Source organism: Salirhabdus sp. Marseille-P4669 (assembly GCF_900240405.1).
Classification (GTDB): Bacteria; Bacillota; Bacilli; order Bacillales; family Alkalibacillaceae; genus OEQK01.
On record NZ_OEQK01000003.1, the window covers coordinates 215,377 to 239,806 of the forward strand.

Annotated in this window: 24 protein-coding genes; 11 read left to right on the plus strand and 13 right to left on the minus strand. The window is 35.9% G+C overall.

What is annotated here, in order from left to right; all coding sequences use genetic code 11:
• Positions 1 to 297: 297 nt before the first annotated feature.
• Genes C1A05_RS07560 through C1A05_RS07570 form a run of 3 tightly spaced genes read right to left on the minus strand, consistent with a single transcriptional unit; the run spans position 298 to position 6,529 of the window.
• The gene (locus C1A05_RS07560) at positions 298 to 1,164 is read right to left on the minus strand and encodes a CheR family methyltransferase (RefSeq protein ID WP_102027593.1); all 867 of its coding nucleotides are present in this window, start codon (positions 1,162 to 1,164) and stop codon (positions 298 to 300) included.
• Positions 1,165 to 1,182: 18 nt separating this feature from the next.
• Positions 1,183 to 4,410, minus strand: coding sequence for a response regulator (locus tag C1A05_RS07565; RefSeq protein WP_102027594.1), 3,228 nt, complete (start codon positions 4,408 to 4,410; stop codon positions 1,183 to 1,185).
• A 34-nt stretch (positions 4,411 to 4,444) separates the two neighbouring features.
• Positions 4,445 to 6,529 carry an EAL domain-containing protein gene (locus tag C1A05_RS07570; RefSeq protein ID WP_102027595.1) on the minus strand — a complete coding sequence of 695 codons (2,085 nt, stop codon included), beginning with the start codon at positions 6,527 to 6,529 and terminating at the stop codon, positions 4,445 to 4,447.
• Positions 6,530 to 6,783: 254 nt separating this feature from the next.
• On the opposite strand from C1A05_RS07570, the gene C1A05_RS07575 reads away from it, so the two are divergent.
• From C1A05_RS07575 to C1A05_RS07585, 3 genes are all read left to right on the plus strand, one after another.
• Positions 6,784 to 7,539: an acyl-[acyl-carrier-protein] thioesterase gene (locus tag C1A05_RS07575; RefSeq protein WP_102027596.1), complete on the plus strand. Its 756-nt coding sequence runs from the start codon at positions 6,784 to 6,786 to the stop codon at positions 7,537 to 7,539.
• Between the two features lie 284 nt (positions 7,540 to 7,823).
• Positions 7,824 to 8,888, plus strand: a complete 1,065-nt coding sequence (locus C1A05_RS07580; RefSeq protein WP_102027597.1) for an aromatic acid exporter family protein — start codon at positions 7,824 to 7,826, stop codon at positions 8,886 to 8,888.
• 17 nt (positions 8,889 to 8,905) lie between these two features.
• On the plus strand, positions 8,906 to 9,376 hold the full coding sequence (locus C1A05_RS07585; protein ID WP_102027598.1) for an NUDIX hydrolase: 471 nt from the start codon (positions 8,906 to 8,908) through the stop codon (positions 9,374 to 9,376).
• A gap of 112 nt (positions 9,377 to 9,488) precedes the next feature.
• On the opposite strand, the gene C1A05_RS07590 is transcribed toward C1A05_RS07585, so the two are convergent.
• A complete protein-coding gene (locus C1A05_RS07590; protein WP_102027599.1) occupies positions 9,489 to 10,037 on the minus strand; it encodes a GNAT family N-acetyltransferase in 549 nt (182 codons plus the stop codon).
• Between the two features lie 133 nt (positions 10,038 to 10,170).
• Here C1A05_RS07590 and C1A05_RS07595 point away from each other — a divergent pair, with 133 nt between their 5' ends.
• Entirely contained in the window at positions 10,171 to 10,581 is a 411-nt protein-coding gene (locus tag C1A05_RS07595; protein WP_102027600.1) for a VOC family protein, read from the plus strand.
• Between the two features lie 22 nt (positions 10,582 to 10,603).
• Here C1A05_RS07595 and C1A05_RS07600 read toward each other — a convergent pair whose 3' ends face one another.
• Together C1A05_RS07600 and C1A05_RS07605 are read right to left on the minus strand one after the other, a co-directional pair.
• Positions 10,604 to 11,176, minus strand: coding sequence for a 5' nucleotidase, NT5C type (locus tag C1A05_RS07600; protein WP_102027873.1), 573 nt, complete (start codon positions 11,174 to 11,176; stop codon positions 10,604 to 10,606).
• Positions 11,177 to 11,197: 21 nt separating this feature from the next.
• The gene (locus C1A05_RS07605; protein WP_102027601.1) at positions 11,198 to 11,956 is read right to left on the minus strand and encodes a GTP cyclohydrolase II; all 759 of its coding nucleotides are present in this window, start codon (positions 11,954 to 11,956) and stop codon (positions 11,198 to 11,200) included.
• 157 nt (positions 11,957 to 12,113) lie between these two features.
• Between C1A05_RS07605 and C1A05_RS07610 the strand changes: the two genes are divergently transcribed.
• A complete protein-coding gene (locus C1A05_RS07610; protein ID WP_102027602.1) occupies positions 12,114 to 13,115 on the plus strand; it encodes a DUF3231 family protein in 1,002 nt (333 codons plus the stop codon).
• 48 nt (positions 13,116 to 13,163) lie between these two features.
• On the opposite strand, the gene C1A05_RS07615 is transcribed toward C1A05_RS07610, so the two are convergent.
• On the minus strand, positions 13,164 to 13,433 hold the full coding sequence (locus C1A05_RS07615) for a hypothetical protein (RefSeq protein WP_234998405.1): 270 nt from the start codon (positions 13,431 to 13,433) through the stop codon (positions 13,164 to 13,166).
• Positions 13,434 to 13,565: 132 nt separating this feature from the next.
• Here C1A05_RS07615 and C1A05_RS07620 point away from each other — a divergent pair, with 132 nt between their 5' ends.
• Positions 13,566 to 13,778: a methionine aminopeptidase gene (locus tag C1A05_RS07620; protein WP_102027603.1), complete on the plus strand. Its 213-nt coding sequence runs from the start codon at positions 13,566 to 13,568 to the stop codon at positions 13,776 to 13,778.
• Positions 13,779 to 13,882: 104 nt separating this feature from the next.
• Here the strand turns inward: C1A05_RS07620 and C1A05_RS07625 are convergent, their stop codons facing one another.
• Positions 13,883 to 13,990 carry a YjcZ family sporulation protein gene (locus C1A05_RS07625; RefSeq protein ID WP_102027604.1) on the minus strand — a complete coding sequence of 36 codons (108 nt, stop codon included), beginning with the start codon at positions 13,988 to 13,990 and terminating at the stop codon, positions 13,883 to 13,885.
• 251 nt (positions 13,991 to 14,241) lie between these two features.
• Here C1A05_RS07625 and C1A05_RS07630 point away from each other — a divergent pair, with 251 nt between their 5' ends.
• On the plus strand, positions 14,242 to 15,261 hold the full coding sequence (locus C1A05_RS07630) for a DUF3231 family protein (protein ID WP_102027605.1): 1,020 nt from the start codon (positions 14,242 to 14,244) through the stop codon (positions 15,259 to 15,261).
• 55 nt (positions 15,262 to 15,316) lie between these two features.
• On the opposite strand, the gene C1A05_RS07635 is transcribed toward C1A05_RS07630, so the two are convergent.
• The 3 genes from C1A05_RS07635 to C1A05_RS07645 all read right to left on the minus strand — a co-directional run bounded on the left by C1A05_RS07635 (position 15,317) and on the right by C1A05_RS07645 (position 16,911).
• Positions 15,317 to 15,412, minus strand: a complete 96-nt coding sequence (locus C1A05_RS07635) for a YjcZ family sporulation protein (RefSeq protein ID WP_102027606.1) — start codon at positions 15,410 to 15,412, stop codon at positions 15,317 to 15,319.
• Between the two features lie 251 nt (positions 15,413 to 15,663).
• Positions 15,664 to 16,116, minus strand: coding sequence for a DUF2269 family protein (locus C1A05_RS07640; RefSeq protein WP_102027607.1), 453 nt, complete (start codon positions 16,114 to 16,116; stop codon positions 15,664 to 15,666).
• Positions 16,117 to 16,218: 102 nt separating this feature from the next.
• On the minus strand, positions 16,219 to 16,911 hold the full coding sequence (locus C1A05_RS07645) for a histidine phosphatase family protein (protein WP_234998406.1): 693 nt from the start codon (positions 16,909 to 16,911) through the stop codon (positions 16,219 to 16,221).
• 65 nt (positions 16,912 to 16,976) lie between these two features.
• On the opposite strand from C1A05_RS07645, the gene C1A05_RS07650 reads away from it, so the two are divergent.
• The 4 genes from C1A05_RS07650 to C1A05_RS07670 all read left to right on the plus strand — a co-directional run bounded on the left by C1A05_RS07650 (position 16,977) and on the right by C1A05_RS07670 (position 20,890).
• Positions 16,977 to 17,540, plus strand: a complete 564-nt coding sequence (locus C1A05_RS07650; protein WP_102027608.1) for an AAA family ATPase — start codon at positions 16,977 to 16,979, stop codon at positions 17,538 to 17,540.
• Positions 17,541 to 18,638: 1,098 nt separating this feature from the next.
• Complete coding sequence (locus C1A05_RS07660) at positions 18,639 to 19,421, plus strand: transporter substrate-binding domain-containing protein (protein WP_102027610.1); 783 nt, start codon at positions 18,639 to 18,641, stop codon at positions 19,419 to 19,421.
• A gap of 82 nt (positions 19,422 to 19,503) precedes the next feature.
• Positions 19,504 to 20,166: an amino acid ABC transporter permease gene (locus C1A05_RS07665; RefSeq protein ID WP_102027611.1), complete on the plus strand. Its 663-nt coding sequence runs from the start codon at positions 19,504 to 19,506 to the stop codon at positions 20,164 to 20,166.
• Between the two features lies 1 nt (position 20,167).
• Positions 20,168 to 20,890, plus strand: coding sequence for an amino acid ABC transporter ATP-binding protein (locus C1A05_RS07670; RefSeq protein WP_102027876.1), 723 nt, complete (start codon positions 20,168 to 20,170; stop codon positions 20,888 to 20,890).
• A 352-nt stretch (positions 20,891 to 21,242) separates the two neighbouring features.
• On the opposite strand, the gene C1A05_RS07675 is transcribed toward C1A05_RS07670, so the two are convergent.
• Both C1A05_RS07675 and C1A05_RS07680 read right to left on the minus strand, forming a co-directional pair.
• Complete coding sequence (locus C1A05_RS07675; RefSeq protein ID WP_159462021.1) at positions 21,243 to 22,262, minus strand: TraB/GumN family protein; 1,020 nt, start codon at positions 22,260 to 22,262, stop codon at positions 21,243 to 21,245.
• 559 nt (positions 22,263 to 22,821) lie between these two features.
• The gene (locus C1A05_RS07680) at positions 22,822 to 24,261 is read right to left on the minus strand and encodes an amidase (protein ID WP_102027613.1); all 1,440 of its coding nucleotides are present in this window, start codon (positions 24,259 to 24,261) and stop codon (positions 22,822 to 22,824) included.
• Positions 24,262 to 24,430: the final 169 nt, after the last annotated feature.

Genomic DNA, 24,430 nt, shown 5'->3' on the forward strand with positions numbered 1-24,430 from the left:
TTCTAAATCAAGCCATTTCTTTTACATTACCACAATATGCATTAGAACATTCCAATAATAGGATAGTTCGAATACAAAAGTATGCGGAGGGGACATGCCTTTTATGAGAATTTCACTGGATTATCCCTGAATACCGAAACTAGAATAATACAAGCCGAAAAGGGAAGATACGTTTCCTTTTCGGCTTGTGACTAAATGTACTATTTGAAATAGTTTACCTATCACTTAATAGTGAGTAAATACTCTTTAAATATTAATAATCCGCTTCTCAAAATCGTAAATAAAACAGAAACATCATTACTTTACCTTTTTATACAGTTTATGTTGCTTACTAATAATCTCATAATGTTGATCATGATCTGTTTGCATAATCGTTTCTTTATCTCCGATCCCAAGTATTCCAAAAGCACCTAAACTTTCATAGAAGAGGTTGTGCACTTTCTTTTGTAAGTCCTTATTAAAGTAAATTAATACGTTGCGGCAAAGGATAACATGAAATTCATTAAAAGAGCTATCTGTTACAAGGTTATGCTGAGCAAACACCATATTTTTAGATAAATACGAATGGAATTTCACACCGTTATCCGTAACCGTATAATAGTCGGAAAATACCCCTTCTCCACCTGCTCTTAAATAATTGCTCGTATACTTTTTCATGCTCTCTAAAGGATAAATACCAGCCTTTGCGGTTTTAAGTGCACTGGAATTTATGTCTGTTGCATAAATCTTTGTTTTGTCATAAATTCCTTCTTCATGTAAGAGTATTGCCATGGAATACACTTCTTCTCCAGTTGCACAACCGGCATGCCATATTCGAATGGATGGATAGGTTTTTAGCATCGGAACTACTTGCTCCCGAAACGCTTTAAAGAATAAAGGATCTCGAAACATCTCCGTAACATTAATTGAAAAGCTCGCGATTAATCTTTGTAAACAATCAGGATTGTGTAAAGCTTTATTTAGCAAGGCAGAAATAGTCGTTAGCTTTTCCGCATCCACTCGGTGCCAGATTCTTCTTCGAATCGAGTTGTATGCGTAATTACGAAAATCATAGCCACACCACTCATAAATACCTTGTAGAAGTAGGTTTATTTCAATTTTTTCTAGTACTTCATCATACCCAGCGTGACGTATCTTCCTATCAAAAAATGTCTCATTGTCCATTCTGAACCATAACCCCTTCTATTGGTATAACCAAACCTTCATTAAGGAGATGAGCTGCTCTGGCTCCACTGGTTTTACAACATAATCAGATGCACCAACCTCCATGCATTTCTCCCTATCTTCTTTCATTGCTTTAGCAGTTAATGCAATAATAGGTAGGTTCGCAAATTCCGGCATCGACCTTATCCGCTTCATTGCTTCATAGCCATCCATTTCAGGCATCATAATATCCATTAACACTAAATCAATTGTGGAATCACTTGTTAATACATCAATGCTTTCATAACCATTTTCCGCAAAAACAATATCTAAACCTGTCTGTTCCAAAATACTCGTTAGCGCAAATACATTTCGCACATCATCATCGACTAGTAACACCCTCTTCCCTTCTAGTCCAGATGGAAGAGCCAAAGGTTCATTTCCATTATTGTCCTTCACTTCATGGTGACTTGTTGATTCTTTTAAATATAAATCCAATTCTGCCTTTAATCGCTCTGGTGAGTGTTCATTTTTAATAATGATTGTATGTGCATGTCGATTTAGTTGCATTTCTTCTTTAGAGGTAAGGTCACGACCAGTGTATACAATAACCTTTACATCACTGTTTTCATCATTTTCTTTTATTTTCTCAAGAAGTTCCATTCCATTTGTATCGGATAATCCTAAATCTAAAATGATACAATCCATTTTTTCTACTTTTAATTCTTCAATCGCCTCATGACCCGAAGATACAGCTTTAATGACAATATCCATATCCCCAATGAGCTCCATTAAGCTTGTTCGTTGATGGAGATCATCATCTACGATTAAGACTCGTTTTATTGGACTTATGTCTTGTTCTTTTGGAATTATTTCTGGCTCAGCACTCTTTCTTGGCTTCGGTCTTTCCATGGTTGGAGCAGCTTCTTCAACGATTGCTTGGGACTGATCCTTCGCCTTTATCGTTTCATTAGTTGATAGAGTCAAAGTAAATGTACTACCTTTACCTACTTCACTATCTACAGTTATCTCTCCATTTAATAGAGTAGCTAACTCTCTACTAATGGAAAGTCCTAGACCTGTACCACCAAATTTACGGCTCGTTGTTCCATCAGCCTGTTGGAACGCTTCAAAAATCTGCTTTTGTTTGTCTTTCGCAATCCCAACACCTGTATCCTTGACCACAAACATTATTTTTTTACCTTTTCCAGGGATTGTATGCTCACCAATTTCCAATGTTACATTACCTTTTTTAGTGAATTTAAAGGCATTGGATAATAAGTTATTTAAAATTTGCTGTAAGCGCGCCTCATCTGTATAAATGATTTTTGGTAGCTTTTCGCTTAAAGAAATATGAAAGTCTAGCTGCTTTTGGTCTGCAACTGGTGTAAATTTGCTTTTCACAATATCAATTAGTTCCGTAATGTTGACTTTGCCAATAGTTATTTCTGTTTTTCCAGACTCAATTTTAGCTAAATCTAAAATATCATTTATTAAGGTCAACAAATCCTTACCTGAAGAGTAAATGGTTTTCGCATATTCTACTTGTTTAGGAGATAAGTTATTGTTGCCATTGTCGGCTAAAAGCTTCGATAAGATTAATAAACTATTTAACGGTGTACGAAGCTCATGAGACATATTGGCAAGAAATTCGGATTTGTATTTTGAACTTAAAGCTAATTCTTCAGCCTTAACTTCTAATTCAGTTCTCGCAATCTCCAGTTCCATATTCGCACGTTCAAACTCTTGATTTTGTTCTTCTAATATATTGGTTTTCTCTTCTAGACTCCGATTGGTTTCTTCTAACTCTTCTTGCTGCATTTGTAGCTTTTCCTCAGATTCTCGTAAAGATTGGGTTTGTTCTTCAAGTTCTTCGTTTGCAGCTTTCAGTTCTTCTTGTTGATTTTGTAGTTCTTCAGCTTGTGCCTGTACTTCCTCCGTTAAGGCCTGAGATTCCTCTAACAGTCTTGCAAGTTTAATTCGGCTCATCACACTTTCTAAGATGATGCCCAAATCTTCAATAAGCTCCTCCAAAAATGCTTGATATGTCTCTGAATATGGTTTAAAGGACGCCATTTCAAATACAGCATTTACTTCACCCTCAAAACGGATCGGCAATACATATAACGTCATTGGGGTTGCTTCCCCAAGGCCTGAAGAGATGGTGACATAATCAGCAGGTACATCCGTTAAAATAATCGGCGACTTTTCCAGGATAGCTTGACCAATAATTCCCTCTCCTGCTTTAATTTGATTGGATATATGCTTGCGTTCCTTAAAAGCATAGGACGCAATTAATTTATAATGTTCCTCTTCTTCAACGGACGCATCGCTTTTCACGTAAAATACCCCATGACTCGATTCTACAAGCGGAACTACTTTGGATAGGAATATTCTCCCAAGGCTTTCTAAATCATTCGTCCCACTTAGGCTCGTAGAAATTTCAGCAATATTTGTTTTCATCCAGGCTTGTGTTTGATCCTTATCCATCTGCTCTTGTAACGTTTCCGTCATTTGATTAAACGATAAAGCCACTTGATCAATTTCATCATTATTGTTTAGTACTTCCGCTTTAGTAGTCAAGTCCTCTCTACCATACGCCACATCACCCATCACTTTGGAGATCGAATTTAAGCGAGTAGATAAGGACCAGATGTTTTTATAAAAGATGAAGATAATAAATAGAATACCAACAGCTAGTATTCCCACACTTAGTAAGACCTCTTGTTGGGAATTGTGAATCATTGACTCTAATGACGTTTGCATATTCGAACCAAAACGTTTCGAAATCTCTGTTATATTAGATAAGAATTGCTCATGGATAGTAGCAGATGATTCATCAATTAACGATAATGCCTCCCCTCTCTTATTATCCAACACGAGTGAGACAACTTCCTCTTTATACATGTTAAATTCATTATTCGTTTCCTTTAAGGAACGAATCAAATCAAGCTGCGCTTCCGTTTGCGCCTTCGTTTCTAATAAATTCATATTATACTGAACATTGTCACTATCGTTTTCAAGCCCAGCCACTTCTGTTTGAATGGCCGATTCATCGGAAAATATAACAATGTTTCGTAAGCGAATGGCTTCGTTTTTAAAATCCGTATGAATTTCTTCCGCCAATAAAGCTAGCTCGTAATTCACTTCTAAAGAATCTGCTGATTTATTTAGATGCGAGATTTGTAGAATACCTGTAATCGTTAAGATGATTAATAGAATAGGTAGCGTGCATAATGCTAATATGAGCTTTGTTTTTATTTTCATTAATATTTTCCCTTCTCTCCTATAAAAGTAGCGCTTACGAATAGAGAGACTTTCTTTCTTCTAACGACATCTCATAAACCATCGCTATAGCCTGAAGTCGGTCCGTAACATTCAGTTTCTGAAATATTTTCGTAATATGATTTTTCACCGTATGCTCACTTATATAAAGCATTTTAGAAATTTCCTTATTGGTTAAACCATCGATTAACAGACGAAACACTTCTGCTTCTCTCGCAGATATACTATACATTTCCTTTAATCGATAAAGGGAAACTTCAACGATTCCATTATTCACTTCTTCATTATCTACTTGAAAAACATTTGAGAATTCATCTTCCACCTTTGGTTTCTGTGGTTGGTCTAATATTAGCGCACGGTTATCTTCTTTATCGGCTACTAGTAAAGGCTCAAAGTCCGATACCGATAGCGGTGGACTAAAATAATAGCCTTGAACCTCTGTATATTGAAGCTCCTTCATAATCTTATACTGTTCTTCCGTCTCAACGCCTTCTGCAACAATAGATATACCTAATTGCTGTGCTAGTGTACTTATGGAACTCACAATTGCTAAGCTATTCTTTTTATTTGATGTAATATCTTGAATAAACGTTTTATCTACTTTAATTTTATCAATTGGAAAACGTCGTAAATAACCTAAGGAAGAATAGCCTGTACCAAAATCATCTAAACTAATCTTCATTCCCATATTTCGTAGTTTATTAAGTGATTCTACAATGATCTCTTCATTCCCTAGAAAAACCGATTCTGTTATTTCAATCTCTAAAAGTTCTGGGGCAATATTTAGAGCATTTATAATTTTGTTCATATGAAGAATCAAGTTTCGTTGTAAAAATTGCTGACTAGAAAAATTAACGGATATTGGAATCACAGAGTACCCTTTTTCTCTCCATTCATTTAGGTGCGAGCATACCTGCTTCAGTACCCACTCACCAATTGGAATAATTAACCCTGTTTCCTCTGCGATTGGAATAAAATCGTTAGGTAACAGCTTTCCCCACTTTGGATGATTCCATCTAATAAGTGCTTCTGCACAAGTAATTTTACCAGTTTCCACGTTTACTCTTGGTTGATAGACTAATTCGAATTCATTTGCTTCAATTGCTTTTCGTAAATCATTTTGGATCAGGAACGTTCGATAGGAATTAATGTTCATACCCGTATGAAAAACATTAAATCGGCCTTTCCCCTGTTCCTTTGCACGATGCAAGGCCGAGTCTGCACCTTTTATAAGTGTAAATGCGTCCTCTCCATCGAAAGGAAACACACTTAAGCCAATACAAGTGGTCATATGCAGCTCATATTGATCAATTAAATATGGCTTCGAGAATGCCTCTAAAATACGCTCTGCTACTTCTAAGGAACTTTCCCGGTTCGTATTTGGTAAAATGATTGTAAATTCGTCCCCATTTATTCTTGCAACAATGTCCTGTTCTCTAATCTGCTTAACAAGTCTTTTCGCTACTTCTTGGAGCAGTAAGTCCCCTATTGTATGTCCAAGTGCTTCATTTACATAATTAAAGCGATCCAAATCCAAATACATTAAACCTAAATGAGTATTGGACTTCCTTGCTTCGTTCACTTCAGATAAAAGCTTTTCATTAAAGAACCTTCTATTTGGCAGTTTTGTTAAACTATCATGATAGGCCATAAACTCAATTTTTTTATTTTGCTCGGCAAGTTCTTTTGCTTGCTCTGCTAGTCTTTTTTGCATTTTGTATAATTCCACAAAACGCTCCACTTTCGCTTTCAAAATAAGTGGATCTAAAGGCTTTAAAATATAGTCAACTGCACCTACAGAATAGCCCATAAAAATATGTTCATTTTCCATGTTGTTTGCCGTTATAAATAGAATGGGAATATGCTTCGTTTTTTCCCGGGCTCGAATAATTTTAGCGGTCGCAAATCCATCCATTCCAGGCATTTGTACGTCTAGTAGAATCGCCGCATAATGATCCTTTAATAAACACTTTAACGCTTCTTCCCCAGAATAAGCCTTTACTAATTCATACTGTTCACTTTCTATAATAGCTTCTAAGGATAGTACATTTTCTGGGCGATCATCAACTATTAGTATCTTTATTTTCTCATCAATATTCATATAAACGTTCTCCCGTCAGAGTAATAATTGATGTTGTATTGATAGATTATCATAAGTAATGACAAATTGTGACAAAAAAGAGAAATATTTATTACATTCTATATTGTATATCGTTTATTTTTTATGTTTATGAAGTTGAAAGCATAGGTAATTTATGGAGTATGTTGGATTATAACCCTCAAGCTAGATCAACAAATAATTCTCTATACTATGATAAAATGATAGTTGAATTTAAACGAGAAGGAGACCTCACGATGGAATCAACTACTCTATTTAAAAAGAACTATCACATCGATTTACGGGATGTTGATTTAAATAAATCATTAAAGCTAAGCTCTTTGTTTAGTTTTTTTCAAGATATCGCTAGTCTTGCTGCTGAAAATCTCGGATATGGAATAAATGAACTTGGAGAAAAGTTTGGGGTAGCTTGGATATTAATGCGACTACGGGTGGATATCCTTCGCCACCCAAGATTAGATGAAGAAATCACGATTGAAACGTGGCCACAAGTTCCAAAAAAACTCGAATTTGAGAGAGACTATATCGTTCGAGACCGAAACGGAAATATCATTATTCGTGCCGTATCCGCTTGGGTAATTATGGACATTCATGAGCGTAAGCTAAAACGAACAGATGTCATTAATATTCAATATCCTTCCATCATGGAAGAAAGGGCAATAGAATGCAAGCTGGGCAAAATAAAAGATTTTGGTTATTTGCAAAATGCCTATAAAAAAGTAATCGGCTATAGCGATATCGATTTTAATGGGCATTTAAACAATTCTAAATATGTTGACTATATTATGGATTGCTTTACAGTAGAGGAGCACCAAAAATATCATGTAACTTCAATAGAAGTAAATTTTAAAAATGAAGCATTACCAGGAGATATAATTCACCTTTTTAAAGACACGTCGAATATACAGTCCAATCAAATCTATATAGAAGGTAAAAAGGAAGAAACTGAAAAACTTGTCTTTAAAGCCCAGGTTACGATTAAGAAAATCTAACCCTATTTTGCCCTTACCCAAACCAATCTCGTATGTTTCAATCATATGTTTAATTGGTTTGGGTTTGTTTTGCTGTTTTAGCAGGGTGTTTTATCACCAATTAAAGTAGCGAGAGCAACACAATACGTTTTAGATATTTTTATCCAGTTTTCACTTAGAGTTTTATGAACCACTAATAATTAATATTCTTTACAATTGTATTTCAAATGCACAACCCGTGCATACGTATGTTGTCCAGCATTAAAATAAGAAAGATATTATCATCTAAGAAGAGTTGATCAAAAATGAGAAAGCAAAAATACTTTATTGGCGGAAGAATAGTAAAAACCGGTATTGCCGCCTTTATTACCGCTTTTATTTGTTATTTACTTAATTGGCCTGCAATGTTTGCTGTTATTACTGCTATTGTAACGATTGAGCCAACAGCAGCAGATTCGATTAGAAAAGCATTTGTCCGCTTTCCAGCATCCGCAATCGGAGCACTCTTTGCGGTTATTTTCACTTATTTTTTAGGGGACAGTCCATTATCTTATGGGTTTGTAACGTTATTTACCATTATTGTTTGTTCGAAACTAAAACTACATGACGGAATCTTAGTAGCAACATTGACAGGCGTAGCGATGATTTCAACCGTTCATGATGAATATTTAACATCTTTTTTTGTACGGCTTGGCACGACTAGTCTGGGATTGGTGGTTTCGACCATTGTTAATATTTTTCTAATGCCGCCGAAATATTCCCAAACAATAACAAACGGGATTCAAATTCTATATAAAAATGCTTTTACCATCTTAACTACACGAATAGAAGATTTTTTCAAGCAAAAGCATGTGGAAAAAGAATTGATCTTAGCCTTTCAAAACCTCAAAAAAGACTTAAATAAAATGGAAACGTTATGCAGATACCAATTCAAGGAATGGCACTTTCATCGTTATACTCGGGAGGAAATGCGAAGTGTACGTTACGAATTTAAGAAATTAAGTTTATTACGACAAATTGTTTTTCATATGGAAAATTTATTTCACCTTCACTCCAATGATTGCTTTTTGAGCACTAGTGAACAGAAGCTAGTCCAAGAAATTGTACAACTACAAAAAGATGCATTTTTAAAAGAACAATTTGAGTTTAACGAGTCCTATTATGATAAAATAAATGAACTGTCCAAATGGTTTATTAAGGAAAAATTAGACCAAACTGGAGAACACTTTCATCTCGGAAATGAAACATCTCTACTGTATGAAATTCTTTCTATTAATGATTTAATAGAAGAGCTGCACAAAATTCATAGCTTGGAATTACGACATGCACAGCTACTACACAACAATGTAGCAGAAAAAAATTCAAATTAATACTAGGAGGAATGGGAATGGACGCAACCTTTCACTTGGAGGAAGGGGTATTCAATTATCGTGTTGCCGGAATAATAATAAAAGATGACCACGTATTATTACATAAACAAACTACAGATGATTACTGGGCGTTACCAGGTGGTAGAGTTAAAATTCTCGAAGACTCGAATACTAGTTTAAGAAGAGAAATGGAAGAAGAATTAGGATACCACGTTGAGGTGGAAAGACTTCTATGGGTTACGGAAAACTTCTTTACTTATAAACAAAGACCTTTTCATGAATTAGGGTTTTACTATAAAATACAAGCCAGAAAGGATGCTCCTATCCTATCTTTAGAACCTTTTTTCGGGTTGGAAGGGGAGCGCTTAACTTATCAATGGTTCCCTATAAATAAATTGGAAACCATTTCTTTATACCCGACATTCTTAAAAACTGCCTTAACACAAATTCCACAACATACAGAACATCTTATTATTGAACAAAAGTAAAGTAACATCTCCAAGCACCTTTTATAGTAAAAGATACATACATCAATGTTGCTTCACAAGTTGTTAAACCATAAAAGAGCTCGTTATCTTAAACAAACGAGCTCTCTCCTTATTATCTTAGATAGATTGGATTATTCTCCCATTCCGTTCGTAGAAGACCCATTCGTATAGAATCATAATAGTAGCCATTATAATAACGAACCTGTCTTATTCTTGCTTCCATTTGCATTCCGAGCTTCTTTCCAACCTTTATCATACGTTTGTTACCAGACCAAGTGGTATAACCTACCCGTACTAACGGCATGGTATGAAATAGATGATTAATCCACAATCGAAAAGCTTTTGTTCCATAGCCACCGCTCCAGTAAATTGGTTTATAAATAATAATTCCCATTTCAAGCCATTTCGAAGGCTCATGCTCCCAATAGTAACCGACTGTTCCAATCACCTCTTCGTTAACAGTAATAATCCATCGATTATCTTGACTCACATAATTATCTTTATCCTTCATAAATGCTTCAAAAGGAATCTGTTTATGCTCATAATAGGGAGCATCCCATTTTTTCCATTCTGGCTGAGCCTCTTTATATATCAGTTCCCATAAAGCAGGAAGATCGTCTGCTGTAATGGGACGTATGGTAACCTCCTCATCTTGGTACACGTAATAGCCTCCCCTTCTTTTATCTATTACATTTTTCGATATTTCTTTCCTAATTCCTTCTTGTTTATTTTGTCGTTTTCTTATCACATGCTATAATCTACCAATATTGAACAAATAATAAGGAGGAAACGAAATGGCGATTGAAGTTTACATAAATTTTGATGGCAATTGTCGCGAGGCGGTTACCTATTATGCGGAAATATTTAAGACGGAAAAACCGAACATCATGACCTTTAGCGATGGTCCGCAAAATCCAGATTTCCCCATACCAGAAGAGGCAAAAAATCGTGTGATGCATACAGAATTAACGATTTTTGGAAGCAGGGTCATGTTTTCCGATACATTCCCTGGATGGAATTTTGTACAAGGGAACAATATTTCCATAACAATAATAAGTAACGATACAGAGGCCATAACAAATGCTTTTCACAAACTAAAGGAAGAAGGAAAAGTCGGAATGGACCTTCAAGAAACCTTTTGGAGTAAGTTATACGGAACTGTAACTGACAAATTCGGTATAAGTTGGCAATTTAGTCACGAATAAGAAAAAGAAGACACTAATACTTTTACTTAGTGTCTTCTTCCATTATTTCTTTTAGCTCTGTCCAATGTTCAATTCTAGGTAATGTTAGATGGCGATTATACGATTGATCTTTTATATATACATGAACCGATTCATTTAATAACGTTTCCAAAACAACTGGTTTATCATCAAAATAATAATCTAATTGAAGCTGTTGTATAATCTTAATTTTCTCTTCATCCTGCATACCATAAAAAAATCTCGCATCCTCTACAGGGAAGCCTCTTTCTTTCATCCACGCTTTTGTCCGCTCCCCGTATTGCTTTGGCCTTGATGTTATATAGTAAATCTCATGACCATCATTGTCCAGTTGTTGCAACGTATCAATAGCATCCGGAAAGGCAGGACATTCCGTAAAATATATTTCCTCAATTAATTGGTTCCACAATTGATTACCTTCTTCGTCGGATAGCCCAAATGGTTCATGAATTTCTAAACGTGGTAGCGAATTAAAAATATCGATAGATACTTGCTTTCCAAGCTTTTTATTATAGAGATGAAAGGCATGTTTTCGTAAGTTAATTAAGGTATCGTCAATGTCAAATCCAAGTTTCATCTCATGTTCCATTCCTTTTCCTTAATCATTTGGACATACACGCTCTTCTTCTTTAAGATGACCAGAACGATTTACTTTCGTTTCTAAATACTTTTTGTTGTATTCGGAAACATCTCCCCATAACGGTTTACGCTCGGAAACCTTCAAGCCCGCCTCCTTCAAAGCCGCCAATTTTTTCGGATTGTTTGTCATTACTGTAACCGGCTTCGTTCGTAATGCCTTTAGCACGAGCAGTGCATCACTGTAATCTCTTGCATCATCAACAAAGCCAAGCTGTTTATTGGCATCGACTGTATCGTAACCATTCTCTTGTAAAATATACGCCATAGCTTTACTGAATAATCCAATTCCTCTTCCCTCATGATTTGCTAAATAAAATAAAGCACCCGTTCCATGATCCGCGATAATTTTCATTGATTGTTTCAGCTGGTAGCCACAATCACAGCGCTTGCTTCCAAAAATATCTCCAGTATGGCAAATAGAGTGAAGACGAATGATAGCATCATCTCCATGAGCAAAGTCACCATAAACGAGGACACTAGACTGCTGCATTTCTGCCAAGTTAGCAGAGGAGAGCTTGTCAATTATTTGTACATAATCATCGATTACTTCTTTTCCATTTAACCAACAATACCATTGAAACACAACCGTTTCCCCATACAAATTAACAGGTAGGCGAATCGGCCCTACTAAATAAATCGCACCCTCGTCCGTCGTTATCCGTTGAATTTTATCCTCTAAAACAGCAAGACTGTTTCGATCTAATTTTGTTTTTGTCATCATGTAATCCCCTTTTATTTTTTTATAGTGTTTGTATAAACGACTCTTCTATGATATGAAAAATGAACCTAATTGTTCAAATGATACAATTTCATACCACATGAAAATACAAATAGTGGGAATATTAATTAGTAGTTACCTTGTTGGGAGGATCGTCATGGAAGATAAAAACAACATTCGACTTACTGCAGCAGAAAGTTCATTTCTTTGGACGCAATATATAAATGATTCCTTATCTGTCTGTGTAAATCGCTACTACTTAGAAACGGTAACCGATGAAGAAGTAAAGCCAATAGTAGAGAATGCCATAAAAGCTTCTCAACAGCATATTGAAATGATAAAAGAAATATTTAAGACTGAAAGGTTTCCGATTCCGGTTGGCTTTACGGAGAATGATGTAGACATAAAAGCGCCAAAACTATTTTCCGATACATTTATCTTGATTTACTTACAACAAATGTCCATGCTAGGCATGGCTGCTGGCACACTATCTTTAGGCTTATCAACACGCCCGGACGTTGTCGATTTATACAAAGTCGTTCTTGAGAATGCAATAAAACTTAAGGATCAAGCAAGAGACCTTTTATTAAAACAGGGAACCTATGTAAAACCCCCGTATGTAACGACTCCTAATCGAGTTGACTTTGTAAAGGATCAACAGTTTTTAACTGGTTTTATAGGTAAAAAGCGCCCATTAACCGTTCACGAGATTACTCACTTATTTATAAATGTTCAAACGAACGCGATTGGAAAAGCCCTAATAATGGGATTTGCACAAACAGCAAAAAATGAAGATGTTCGCCAATATTTATTACGTGGAAAGAAAATAGCTCAAAAGCACATAGATATCTTTAGTAAGATTTTAATAAAAGAGGATTTACCCTCGCCAATGAGCTGGGACTCGTCTGTTACAGATTCAACTGTTTCCGTGTTTTCTGACAAACTCATTATGTTTCACGTATCTGCCATGATTGCTGCTGGTATTGGGAATTATGGTGCGGCTATAGCAGCAAGTCCTAGAAGGGATTTAGGACTTAAATATGCTTCCTTAATTCCAGAAGTCACCCTTTATTCAGAGGACGGGGCAAATATTATGATTACATATGGATGGTTGGAAGAGCCTCCTACGGCAGATGACCGAGACTCCTTAACAAAATAAAAAAGCAAAACTAAGGGATCATCCTATACGGATCATCCCTTTATTTAATCATTCAATATGAAAATTACTTGTTTCTAATTGCTGTACAATGTGCGTTAACTGAATTTCTTCTTCATCAAACTCCACTTTTATTTCCCCATCATCCGTATCCACTAAAACACGTTCAATTCCAGGTAAATTCATGAGAAATGCTTCTAACATTTGAATGTTGTGGTGTCCATGTGCTTCTTTAATAAACAGCGTATTATGAGCCATTTTTTTCTTCCTTTCGTATGGTTCTATACCATCATGATTATCCAATATCCCAACTTTATGCAAGGATAATGTTCCCCTCTTCATAAGATTTGCATATTCTAATATCAAATACATAGAGATGCTTTTTTATATTTCTTGAATAAAAACCTATTTTTTCCACATACTAAGTAAAACTTTACTTGAGGTGAATGAAATATGGGTATATTTAACTCCATTAATGGCTGGAGGACTGGAAGAAGAGAAAAGAGGCGAGTACACATGGAATCACTTGGTTTCTGTCCGGATTGTGGAGGTAGAGGTTTTCAGCATATGCCATATACAGAGGCGTATTACATGGCACCTCTTGATTGTCCTGGATGTAATGGTACAGGTTCGTATGAGCACTGGGAAGAAAATAATTTAATGTAAACTAAGTCTACCGTTACGTGCGTAATAATCACTATATTTGGACGGCACCTAAAGTAAAACAGCTCTCTCCTTTTATAGAGAGAGCTGTTTTACGTGGTTAAAAATTAATACCAAGCTGCACCTACAATGATTAACAAGATGAATAGTACTACAATTAACGCGAAGCCTCCGCCGTAGCCATAGCCTCCGCCATATCCGTATCCATAGCCCATAATTAATAACCTCCTTTAAATCGACTTACAGTAATAACTTATGGAAATATGTTATTTTTGCATAGGTCAAAAATGGAGTTTTCATAAAAATAGCCAAATGTCTAGTAATGAACCGAATATCACTATGTAAAATGTAAAAGCTATATAAATAAAGTATTATTTCCAAGCAGCATTTCCAAAGAGATGTGATAATCAAGCTGAATAATTATCGAAAATAAACTAGTTAGTGTCACGACATAGGAGGCTTTCACGTGGAAAAAGAAAATCAACCCCCCGTTCAATTAACTGCACCGGAATTAGCGAGTATTTGGACTCAATATATGTTTGAAACCATGAACAAATGTTTCTTTGAATATGCTCTCAATCACTTAGAGGATCAAGAAATACAATCCACCTTAAAAACTGCTTTAGACACAACAAATAAGCATATCCTAGCGTTAAAACAATTTTTCCAAGATGAAAAACACCCCATACCACAAGGATTTACAGAAAAGGATGTCAATAAAGAAGCTCCACGTCTTTTTCAGGATGCTTTTTATTTAAACTATTTATATATCATGACCTTACACGGCTTAACAGCATATGGGCTAGCAGTGGGCAATTCCATTCGCCAAGATTTACGCACCTATTTTATTAATTGCAGCAAAGAAACAATGGAGATATTCGATGTTGTAACGAATTTGATGCTCGAAAAAGGCCTCTTTGTCCGCCCTCCTGTTTTAAGTCCTAAAGAATTCGTTACGTTGGCGGATAAGCAAAGTTTTTTATCAGGATGGTTTTGGGAGCGTCGACCAATGACTGCAATGGAGATTGGAGAAAGCTTTTTCAACATGAATAAAATGCATCTACATATTGCATTAAAAGTAGGATTTAGTCAGGTTACAGAATCAAAAGAGCTTAAAAAAATAATAAAACGAGGAGAACAAATATCTACGAAGCATGTAGAAATATTTGAATCTTTATTTCGAGAAGAAAAGTTACTCTCGCCAAAGAGCTGGCAATCATATATTACAGAATCAACTACCTCCCCTTTTTCCGATAAATTGATTATGTATATGATTCAATATTCCTCACAGGCAGCAATTGCATTTTATGGCACCGCTCTTAGTGTTACCGCTAGAAGGGATATTGGTTTACATTATACTCGTTTAATTACCGAACTAATGAAATATGCCGAGGACTGCTCGAATTATATGATCGAAAAAGGATGGTTAGAGGAGCCTCCTATGGCAACAGACCGGCAGGAATTATCTAAGAAAAAGAAAGAATAATTTTAAAAAGTGCCCCTTATAAAAAAGGGGCACCTGTAATTGGAGCAAATGAGCTTTAAAATCCCCAACTAGCACCTACAATGATTAACAAGACAAACAATACTACAATTAGCGCAAAGCTATCAAAGCCTCTACCTCCTGAATAGCTCATTCGATAACCTCCTTCCTATGTCAGAAAAGTACCTTACATTACTAATTTATGCTAGACTCTATTGAATGTATGGGATTCCTCTTAAAATGATGGTTAAGTTTAGCTTTTTACATAGAGTACACTTAATTAAGATTAATTCTATGTCTAACCATCACCAAACCTAAAAAACAAAAAATCCAAAGCGACGTAGACTCTTCTAGAAGAATCCACAATGTTTGGATTTTTTACTATGCTAGCGAAAGTATGCTGTTCTAAAATGGCTTTAAAATCATGAGTGCAATAATAATCAAGAACAACGTATTTTCAAATCGCTCTACTGCCACTAACTTTTTCTCCATAATATAGTATTCATCCGGTATTTCTTCTCCCTCATATTCGAGCACAAATTTCTTTATGGGTTTTGACTTTGGAGAAAGCAAAAGCGGCCCAAAAGATAAGGCAATGAGAAATAAAGTTAGGCTTACTATATACCATCCAGATTGAAATAATTTTGGGTTTAAAAAGCCCATAGCTAAGCCTGATAAAAGAAGCAATGTTCCACCGATCATCACAAAAATATGTAGGCTATTACGAAGGCGGTAGGCATGTTTTAATTCAGTCATATTTCTTGCCTTTTTTAATAGATGAATCATAAAAAAACCAGGTCCCATTCCTAGGATTGCAGAAAAAACATGTATCGTTACGAGAAACATATAGAATGTCATTGAAAGTTCCCCCACTTACTAATCTTGTTTATTTTATCTTAGTACATTTTGACAGGGAACATCTATACAAATAATGACAATTTCAAAAATCCTTTAAGGACTTTATTTATTCATGGTTTGTTCTAAATGCACGGAGCAATTTAATAATGTACATTCCCAATTATTATCCTGCTTCTCAAAAATAGATAAAGACGTATTGTGGAAACCTTTATCGAAGGTTTCATCCTTTAATAAAGTAATGAAGAGTTGTTTTAAAGTAGCCCCATGGCTTACAAATAAAATTCTTTTATTAGGGTATTGTAAACATGCTTCTTCTATAGCAGAAAGGCTTCTTTTACGTACATCTGTGGTGCTTTCCTCACCGAAGTCGATATCCTTCCATGAAGTTCCCCATTTTTCCACTCTTTCTGCTTCTGTTGTCCCTTCTAAAAGTCCAAACCCTCTTTCTTGTAATCGTTCGTCTTTATAAAGAGGAATATTAAGTTTATCTGCTATTGCTTTTGCAGTTGCATACGCTCTCGATAAGTGACTGGATATAATGAGATCCCAATTCTCACCAGTCAATCGGTTTGCAAGGGCAATTGCTTGGTCCTTTCCTACATGATTAAGAGGTATATCGGTCTGACCCTGTGCCCTTCTTTCTACATTCCAGTCCGTCATACCATGTCTAATCAAACCAATTTTCATTAAGTTTCTCTCCCCTATACCATTTTCTATTAGTTTATCATTTTTATGATTAGTAAACACCATAAGAAATTCAATAATTGCATAGTCTTTACTATATAAATCTTTCAAAAGCTCTTCTCCCCTGCTCTTATCTATGATAGAATTTACCAAATTGTTGAGCTAGGAGTGATGAAATGAGACTAGTATTACTATTTGGACCGCAAGCAGTTGGTAAAATGACCGTAGGACAGGAATTAGCAAAAATGACAGGATTAAAACTATTTCACAACCATATGACAATAGATTTAGTCTTGAATTTCTTTGAATACGGAACCCCACCTTTTAAGAGACTTGTGAATTCATTTCGCAATGAAATCCTAACGGAAGTAGCAAATAGTGATTTACCTGGTGTCATATTTACATATGTTTGGGCATTTGATATGAAGGAGGATTGGGAATCTGTAGACCGAATAACAAACATATTTGAAGCGAAAGGCAATGACGTATACTATGTTGAACTAGAAGCAGATGTGGAAGAACGTCTAAAGCGAAATGTAACTACAAACCGACTAGAAAATAAACCTACAAAGCGCAATATTGAAATGTCCGAAAAAGATTTACTTACGACTTACCAATCTCATCGATTAAATTCGAATGAAAACGAGATTAATCGAAAGAATTATCTAAAGATAAACAATACTAAACGGTCGGCAATTGATGTTGCTAAGGAAATAAAAGATCGTTTTCAATTACCGTAAAAAGATACAGATTTAGTTTTGTTATGATAACCACAGAGCTCCAACGACCTTCATAAGAGGCTAATATAGACGGGACGCGGACTGTTTTGATGGTTTATTGTAGCCATATCCTAAGAAAAAGCCCTATAAAACATAAATACTCGTCATTCGAAGTAGAATATTCTTCGACTTAATCCTTTTACAAGTCTATTTGAAGCATTTATTCGTCAAAATTCTTTGTACACGTCTAATGACCGTTTTTATTCGCCGATTTGATTGAAATACGCTTTCATTATGAAAAATACAAGTTAATTTAAAAAATTCGCGTTAATCTTCCTCATTTACGCGCCGAAACTAGTAATATACAAGCCGAAAACAAAAAATACGCGTCCCTCTTCAGGCTTGTAGTAAATCTAGCATTTGGTAATTATTCCACATCAGGTGCTAAATATCCCTTTCTTTATCCCTCATAGGTCGCAATTCCTAAAATCATACAAATCACCAAAAAAAGGATTAGATATTTTATAGAACGCCACCAAGCTATGACAAAGGATTGCTTTTCGATGACAATGTAATATACTACATTTCCTCCTATAATAGACGTAAATAATCCAACGCCAAAAGCAAGCCAGATGTGGTGCGTATAGAAGTAAATGAGTGGGATGCAAAAAAACAGTAAAGGTAAGAAGAATTTCCACCGATTTTGAAAATAATGCAACATTAGCCTTCAACCTCTTTTCCTTGTTTTCTTTCTTTTAAAAAAGAACAGGCCCCTCCTAACTATATTCGTTTTCACTATATCGTTTTATTATTTGTTTTGTATATGTTTTCTTATTTCCATTCTTTTCGTTTTTTAATGGAATGTATCATTACCATTTTGTACTTAAGAATCTTCATTGAAGAAAGAGCTAAATCCAAGAGAATAATCCCGATTTTTGTCTTGTCCAGAGTTTTTAGGATGATAGGCTCGTTATATTGCCTATAGCCCATATAAACTCCCCTTAAGGAACGATACAAGCATTAATTACAATATATTAAGTTTTTTGAATATTTCAATTTTATTCTACATTTGTGATAATTATTATGTACTAAATAATTTGTAGGGGGTCTCAAATAGAGATGAAAAGAAAATTATTATTATCTTTTGTACTAATAACGACACTAGCTTTAGTTGCAGCATGTGGTTCAAGTGAATCGAGTGGAGATGGAGATGGAGATGGTGGCAAAGTCTACTCTGTTGCAACAGATTCTAATTTCCAACCATTTGAATATATGAATCCAGAAACAAATGAATTAGAGGGATTCGATATTGATTTAATGAAAGCCATTGCGGAAGAAGCTGGATTCTCCGTTGATTTTGAAACAATGGAGTTTGATGGATTACTAGGCTCTATGAGAACAGGGAAGAACGACATCGGTATTGCTGGTATTTCCATTACAGAGGAGCGTAAAGAAGAAATCGATTTCTCAGATAAATACTATGACTCTGGTTTGATTTTGGCTGTACCCGTTGATTCTGACATAGAATCTGTAGAAGATCTAACAGCCGATCATAAAGTTGGTGCACGTCAAGGTTCTACAAGTGAAGATTACTTACTAAACAACACCGATGCAGAAGTATCGGCATTCCCAGAAATCGTAACAGCTTATATGGATCTTCAAGCAGGTAGACTAGATGCTGTATTATACGATTTACCAAATGTCCAGTACTACATTAAGGAAAACGCTCAAGACGAATTGAAAACGGTAGGAGAAGTATTGGAAGGGCAGCCTTATGGTATTGCTTTCCCGAAGGATTCCGATTTAGTAGAACCAGTAAATGAAGCATTGGCCACTTTAAAAGAGAATGGAACGTATGCCGAAATTTACGAGGAATGGTTTGGTACTCAACCACCACAATAAAAAACACATTATTTTCTAACTAGAATTCAAGCGTAACAAGTTATGTGCTTGTTACGCTCTTTTTAAAGGAGAGATTATTAGAATGATAGATGCATTAATGGATTCTGCCTATATAAAATCGATCCCCTTCTTATGGGAAGGTTTAAAAATAACAATTGGTATTACCGCAGTTGGACTTTTTTTTGGTATAATTATAGGAACTATTGTTGGGCTAGGAAAGCTTTCTAAGCTTAAAATAATTCGGGCTATTTGTACAGTATATATTGAGGTGATAAGAGGTACGCCTATTCTTGCGCAAGCCTTATTTCTGTACTTCGGTATTTCTGAGGATTTAATCGGGCTGAATCTTAATGCCTTTACAGCTGGGGTTATTGCCATTGCAGTAAATGCCGGTGCCTATATTGCCGAGATAGTTCGTGGCGCTGTATATTCGATTGAAAAAGGACAGCATGAAGCAGGACGTTCCTTAGGTTTAACGAAAGGACAAACGATGCGCTATATTATTTGGCCTCAAGCCTTTAAACGTATGATTCCTCCTCTTGGGAACCAATTCGTTATAAGCTTAAAAGATACCTCCGTATTCTCCGTTATAGCTGTTCAAGAATTAGTTTATAAGGCAAAACAATACTATAATGCGACATTTGATATTTTTGAAACGCTTGTAATGGTTTGTATTTTTTATTTAATTATTACCATTCCAATCGGGATCATTTTAAGAAGATTAGAAAGGAAGCTGGATGTATAATATGATTTCAGTAAAAGACTTACACAAAAGCTTTGGTGAATTAGAAGTATTAAAAGGAATAGATGCTGAAATAAAAGAAAGTGAAGTAGTATGTGTGATTGGACCATCTGGGTCTGGAAAGAGTACGTTTCTCCGTTGTTTAAATTTGCTTGAAGAAATTACTTCAGGCCAAGTCATTATTGATGGTGAAGAACTAACCGACCCAAAAACAAACATCAACAACCTACGTACAAAGGTTGGAATGGTGTTTCAGCATTTCAACTTATTTCCACATAAATCTGTGCTTGAAAACATAACTCTTGCACCGATGAAAGTGAAAAAAATGTCACAAGAAGAAGCAAAAGAAATTGCAGTACAGCTCCTAGATAAAGTTGGTCTTTCGGATAAAGCAGACGTTTACCCGGAAAGTTTGTCTGGGGGACAAAAACAGCGTGTTGCTATCGCTCGTGCACTCGCAATGAATCCAAAGGTTATGCTTTTTGACGAGCCAACCTCCGCATTAGACCCAGAGCTCGTCGGGGACGTGCTTCAAGTTATGAAGGATCTAGCTAAAGAAGGTATGACAATGGTTGTCGTAACGCATGAAATGGGATTTGCCCGCGAGGTTGGTGACCGTGTAATCTTTATGGATGAAGGGATTATTCAAGAGGAAGGCGATCCAGAACAAATTTTTACAAATCCTCAAAACCCAAGAACACAATCGTTCTTAAGTAAAATTTTATAAGCAAATAAAGAGGTTCATACATATGCTGGTAAATTCAGCATATGTATGGACCTCTTTTTCATATCCGGCTTTCGGTGTAACTGTTTTCGAACGATAGACCGATATGAAAGTCATCCTGCATACGGTTCATAAAATACCAATCCCTTACACTTACAGTGGTGAAACAAAAGAGGTGATTGGCATGCTGAACTTATACGAATTAGAAATGTTAAGAGAGACCGTCGTGTAAAATAAAACAATCATAGCCACACATACACACTTCAAACAAAAACAATCATAGGAGAAAAAATCAAGAAAAAACGAGGAAGTAAACCAAGACCCTTTCCATCATAATGAAAAGGGTCTTGGTTCGTTATAATTGTTTTTCTACAGTGTAGCCTCGTTCTTCCAATAGCTTTATTATGCCTTGTTCACCAAAGTAATGAGCCGCACCTACAATAACAAAGTATACCTCTCCTTCTCCTTCCGTTAAAAAGCCTTCGATTTTATCTGTCATCCCTACATTACGATCATCTAGCATGACTTTCATAAATTCTTCATCTTCAACTGTTTCCGCTTCTTCACTAAATAGATATTGTGACAAACCTTCTTCATCTCCACTCTTCCAAAGCTCTGTCATTTTTTTCATTTGCTCTTCATATTGATCCTGGTTTTCTACTGTGGACTGGAGTAAAGATTCCTGAATTTCTGGTGAAAAGCTATCCAACATATCCAACTGAAATTCTACACTTTCTAGCTCAATAATGTCCTTTTGTTCTTCTGTTGCAGCCTCTAAAAAGTGATAATCAATCCCAAGTGTAGAGTCATAGCCCAACAACATCACCTGCAAACTTTCCAAAACATTATATACATACCATGGTTCATAACCATTAACCGTGGCTAAAGGTATGCCAGTCTCTTCCAAATACTTTTTCACTTGTGCGTAAAGGTCTGCAGGGATATGGTCTTCTAATGTGGTGCCATCGGTGTATTGTGCGCGTTCATTTACTAACTGATTCATTTCAAAAACATTTACATTTACAATATCGGCCTCTACCGCTAAATAATCAGATTCATCAAAAGCTTTTTCAATCTTTTCATGTAATGGATAAAAGTCCGGAGTAGCCACATGAATGGAGCCCAACATATATACCGTGTTGTTATTATGCGTTGATTTCCAAAGAAAACCCCCACTTCCTTCTCCTGTTGCTTCTTCCTGATTCGCATTTTCTTCTGCGCCCTCTTCAACTACTTCCTCATCTTCATTCGGTTCTACAGTTTCTGTTTCCTTTTGATCAGAATCCTTTGCTTCGTTTTTGTCATCACTGTTACATGCCACCATAACAAGTAGCAGCATTGCTGTAAGTACGAACAGCAGCCATTTTTTTAGCATATTTTGCCTCATCTATTCTTCGTTCCTTTCCCTAGTACTTACCCAAATTTTCCAATTATTCATCATAATACCATACCATTCTTAGATTTGCTATCGTGATATTTTACTAAAACGAAATGGAGAATGAATATGTACAAACGTGAACAATGAGAAAGGTCGTAGATGCATATCCTCCTTAAGGCGGAAAAAAGTTCGTGCTTGCAACTGTTATGGAAAGTTTAGGATGTAGGTATACTGGAAATAAATAAGAAGGAGGTGATACAGATGATGAATATTTACGAAATGGAAAAGATTGCACAAGGATTACGCGTGAAATAAACCAAGAGCAAAATGACGAGAAAGGAGAGATAAAAAATGTTGATGCCAAATAGAGTCCAATTAAAAATCACTGCGGAGGGTGAGGTGATATAATATGTTCGAAAATTTATTTGTAATTGAATATGAAATAAAGAATAGGCGTGTGAAGTAATGATGAAAAAGATAAATAACATGCGCTCAATCAAAATATAAAGGACCCAATTTCAATTCGTATGGAAATGGGTCCTATTTTTAGGAAGCTTTACATTTTTTTCAGTAGCGAATGTTGTAATCGCTTATAATGATGCTGCCACGGATTTACCGCCTCAAGCTCCGCTGCAAGTTGTAACAGCTTTTTTTCATCTCCTAATCTACCTGTAAACATCGAGCCAATTGGCATTCCACTTTCCGTCCAATAAAGCGGCACACTCATTGAAGGTTGTCCGGAAACATTAGCAATAGCCGGAAAACTAACGTAATTCACCATATTATCCAGCATATCTCCAATTGGGTCCACTTGATTGTATATAGTCCCTAAAGGAATTTCACTTTTATTCAAAACTGGTGTAAGAAGTACATCAAATTGATCAAAGTAGGATAGAATTTTTTTAATCTCCCGTTGCAGTAGTATTCGTGCTTCCTCATATTGAAGAGCAGAAATTTCATATCCAGCCTTAAATAAGTTATACGATAACAGTTCCAAATTATCTCTACTTGGCTTTTCTCCTACCATTTCCGCAACATGTTTAATAATAACCGAACCACTTCCAGCCCAAACATTAATGAACTGCTCTGTATAGACATCAAAATTAAAAGTTGGTGATTCTATTACTACCTCATGCCCAAGCGCTTCTAATAAAGAAGCAGTATAGGTTACAGCTTGTCTCGTTTCTTCGTCAATCACGGTTTGGCCATTCCAATCATATGCTACGCCAATTCGTAGCTTCGTTGGTTTTTCTGATAATGCTTGAAGAAAGGAATCCGAAGACGTAATTTCTGGGAATGTGTCATATTTGCCCCCACCCTGCAAAACATCCAGGGCTAGGGCACTGTCACGAACGGATTTTGTTAAAACATGACTTGTACTTAATTGGTTAAAATAGTCCGAGTATGGAAGGCGTCCCCTAGATGGCTTTAATCCAAATACACCACAATAGGATGATGGGATTCGGATTGAGCCTCCTCCATCGCTACCTTGCGCAAGTGGTACCATACCAGTTGCTACTGCTGCAGCCGCTCCACCACTCGACCCTCCTGATGAAAGACTTGGATCCCACGGATTTTTTGTTGCACCGAAAAGCTCTGGCTCAGTGGTTGGTAAAAATCCAAACTCTGGAGAATTGGTTTTTCCTAGAAAAATAAGGCCGGATTGCTGTAGACGGTCAACCACAACATCATTTTTGGAAGCAATTTGATTTTTTAATAGTTTTGAGCCTTGTGTAGAAGGATGGCCCTTTATATCATTTAATTCTTTTATAAGGGTAGGTACACCGCTAAATGGCCCCGATGCATATTTCTCCTCCTTCGCGACTTTAAGTGCTTCTTCAAACATGGTATAAACAACGGCATTTAGTTCGTCGTTATATTGTTCTATTTTCGAAATCGAGTGCTGGACAACCTCTTCTGCTTTAATTTCTCGTCGATCTACTAATTCTTTTATTCCGATACCATCTAGCTCATTAAATTCCTTTATACCTGTCATCCACTACGTCCTCCAATTTTATTAATGTGTATTGTCCATTATAGGTACGTTTACTTTAAGTATTCCTGTTATGAAAATAATAGTCAACGTAAATACTCTCCCGGTTAAATTTATCAATAAAATGGTGAAACGAATCAAACAAAAAATCCAAATCAACGGGAGACACCTT

Coding starts and splice junctions, on each gene's coding strand:
- C1A05_RS07595 (WP_102027600.1), top strand. CDS start 10,171: ATGGCGATTGAAGTTTACATAAATTTTGATGGCAATTGTCGCGAGGCG.
- C1A05_RS07565 (WP_102027594.1), bottom strand. CDS start 4,410: ATGAAAATAAAAACAAAGCTCATATTAGCATTATGCACGCTACCTATT.
- C1A05_RS07580 (WP_102027597.1), top strand. CDS start 7,824: ATGAGAAAGCAAAAATACTTTATTGGCGGAAGAATAGTAAAAACCGGT.
- C1A05_RS07570 (WP_102027595.1), bottom strand. CDS start 6,529: ATGAATATTGATGAGAAAATAAAGATACTAATAGTTGATGATCGCCCA.
- C1A05_RS07660 (WP_102027610.1), top strand. CDS start 18,639: ATGAAAAGAAAATTATTATTATCTTTTGTACTAATAACGACACTAGCT.
- C1A05_RS07620 (WP_102027603.1), top strand. CDS start 13,566: ATGGGTATATTTAACTCCATTAATGGCTGGAGGACTGGAAGAAGAGAA.
- C1A05_RS07610 (WP_102027602.1), top strand. CDS start 12,114: ATGGAAGATAAAAACAACATTCGACTTACTGCAGCAGAAAGTTCATTT.
- C1A05_RS07675 (WP_159462021.1), bottom strand. CDS start 22,262: ATGCTAAAAAAATGGCTGCTGTTCGTACTTACAGCAATGCTGCTACTT.
- C1A05_RS07635 (WP_102027606.1), bottom strand. CDS start 15,412: ATGAGCTATTCAGGAGGTAGAGGCTTTGATAGCTTTGCGCTAATTGTA.
- C1A05_RS07640 (WP_102027607.1), bottom strand. CDS start 16,116: ATGACATTCTATATGTTTCTCGTAACGATACATGTTTTTTCTGCAATC.
- C1A05_RS07575 (WP_102027596.1), top strand. CDS start 6,784: ATGGAATCAACTACTCTATTTAAAAAGAACTATCACATCGATTTACGG.
- C1A05_RS07665 (WP_102027611.1), top strand. CDS start 19,504: ATGATAGATGCATTAATGGATTCTGCCTATATAAAATCGATCCCCTTC.
- C1A05_RS07560 (WP_102027593.1), bottom strand. CDS start 1,164: ATGGACAATGAGACATTTTTTGATAGGAAGATACGTCACGCTGGGTAT.
- C1A05_RS07625 (WP_102027604.1), bottom strand. CDS start 13,990: ATGGGCTATGGATACGGATATGGCGGAGGCTATGGCTACGGCGGAGGC.
- C1A05_RS07650 (WP_102027608.1), top strand. CDS start 16,977: ATGAGACTAGTATTACTATTTGGACCGCAAGCAGTTGGTAAAATGACC.
- C1A05_RS07680 (WP_102027613.1), bottom strand. CDS start 24,261: ATGACAGGTATAAAGGAATTTAATGAGCTAGATGGTATCGGAATAAAA.
- C1A05_RS07585 (WP_102027598.1), top strand. CDS start 8,906: ATGGACGCAACCTTTCACTTGGAGGAAGGGGTATTCAATTATCGTGTT.
- C1A05_RS07670 (WP_102027876.1), top strand. CDS start 20,168: ATGATTTCAGTAAAAGACTTACACAAAAGCTTTGGTGAATTAGAAGTA.
- C1A05_RS07600 (WP_102027873.1), bottom strand. CDS start 11,176: ATGAAACTTGGATTTGACATTGACGATACCTTAATTAACTTACGAAAA.
- C1A05_RS07605 (WP_102027601.1), bottom strand. CDS start 11,956: ATGACAAAAACAAAATTAGATCGAAACAGTCTTGCTGTTTTAGAGGAT.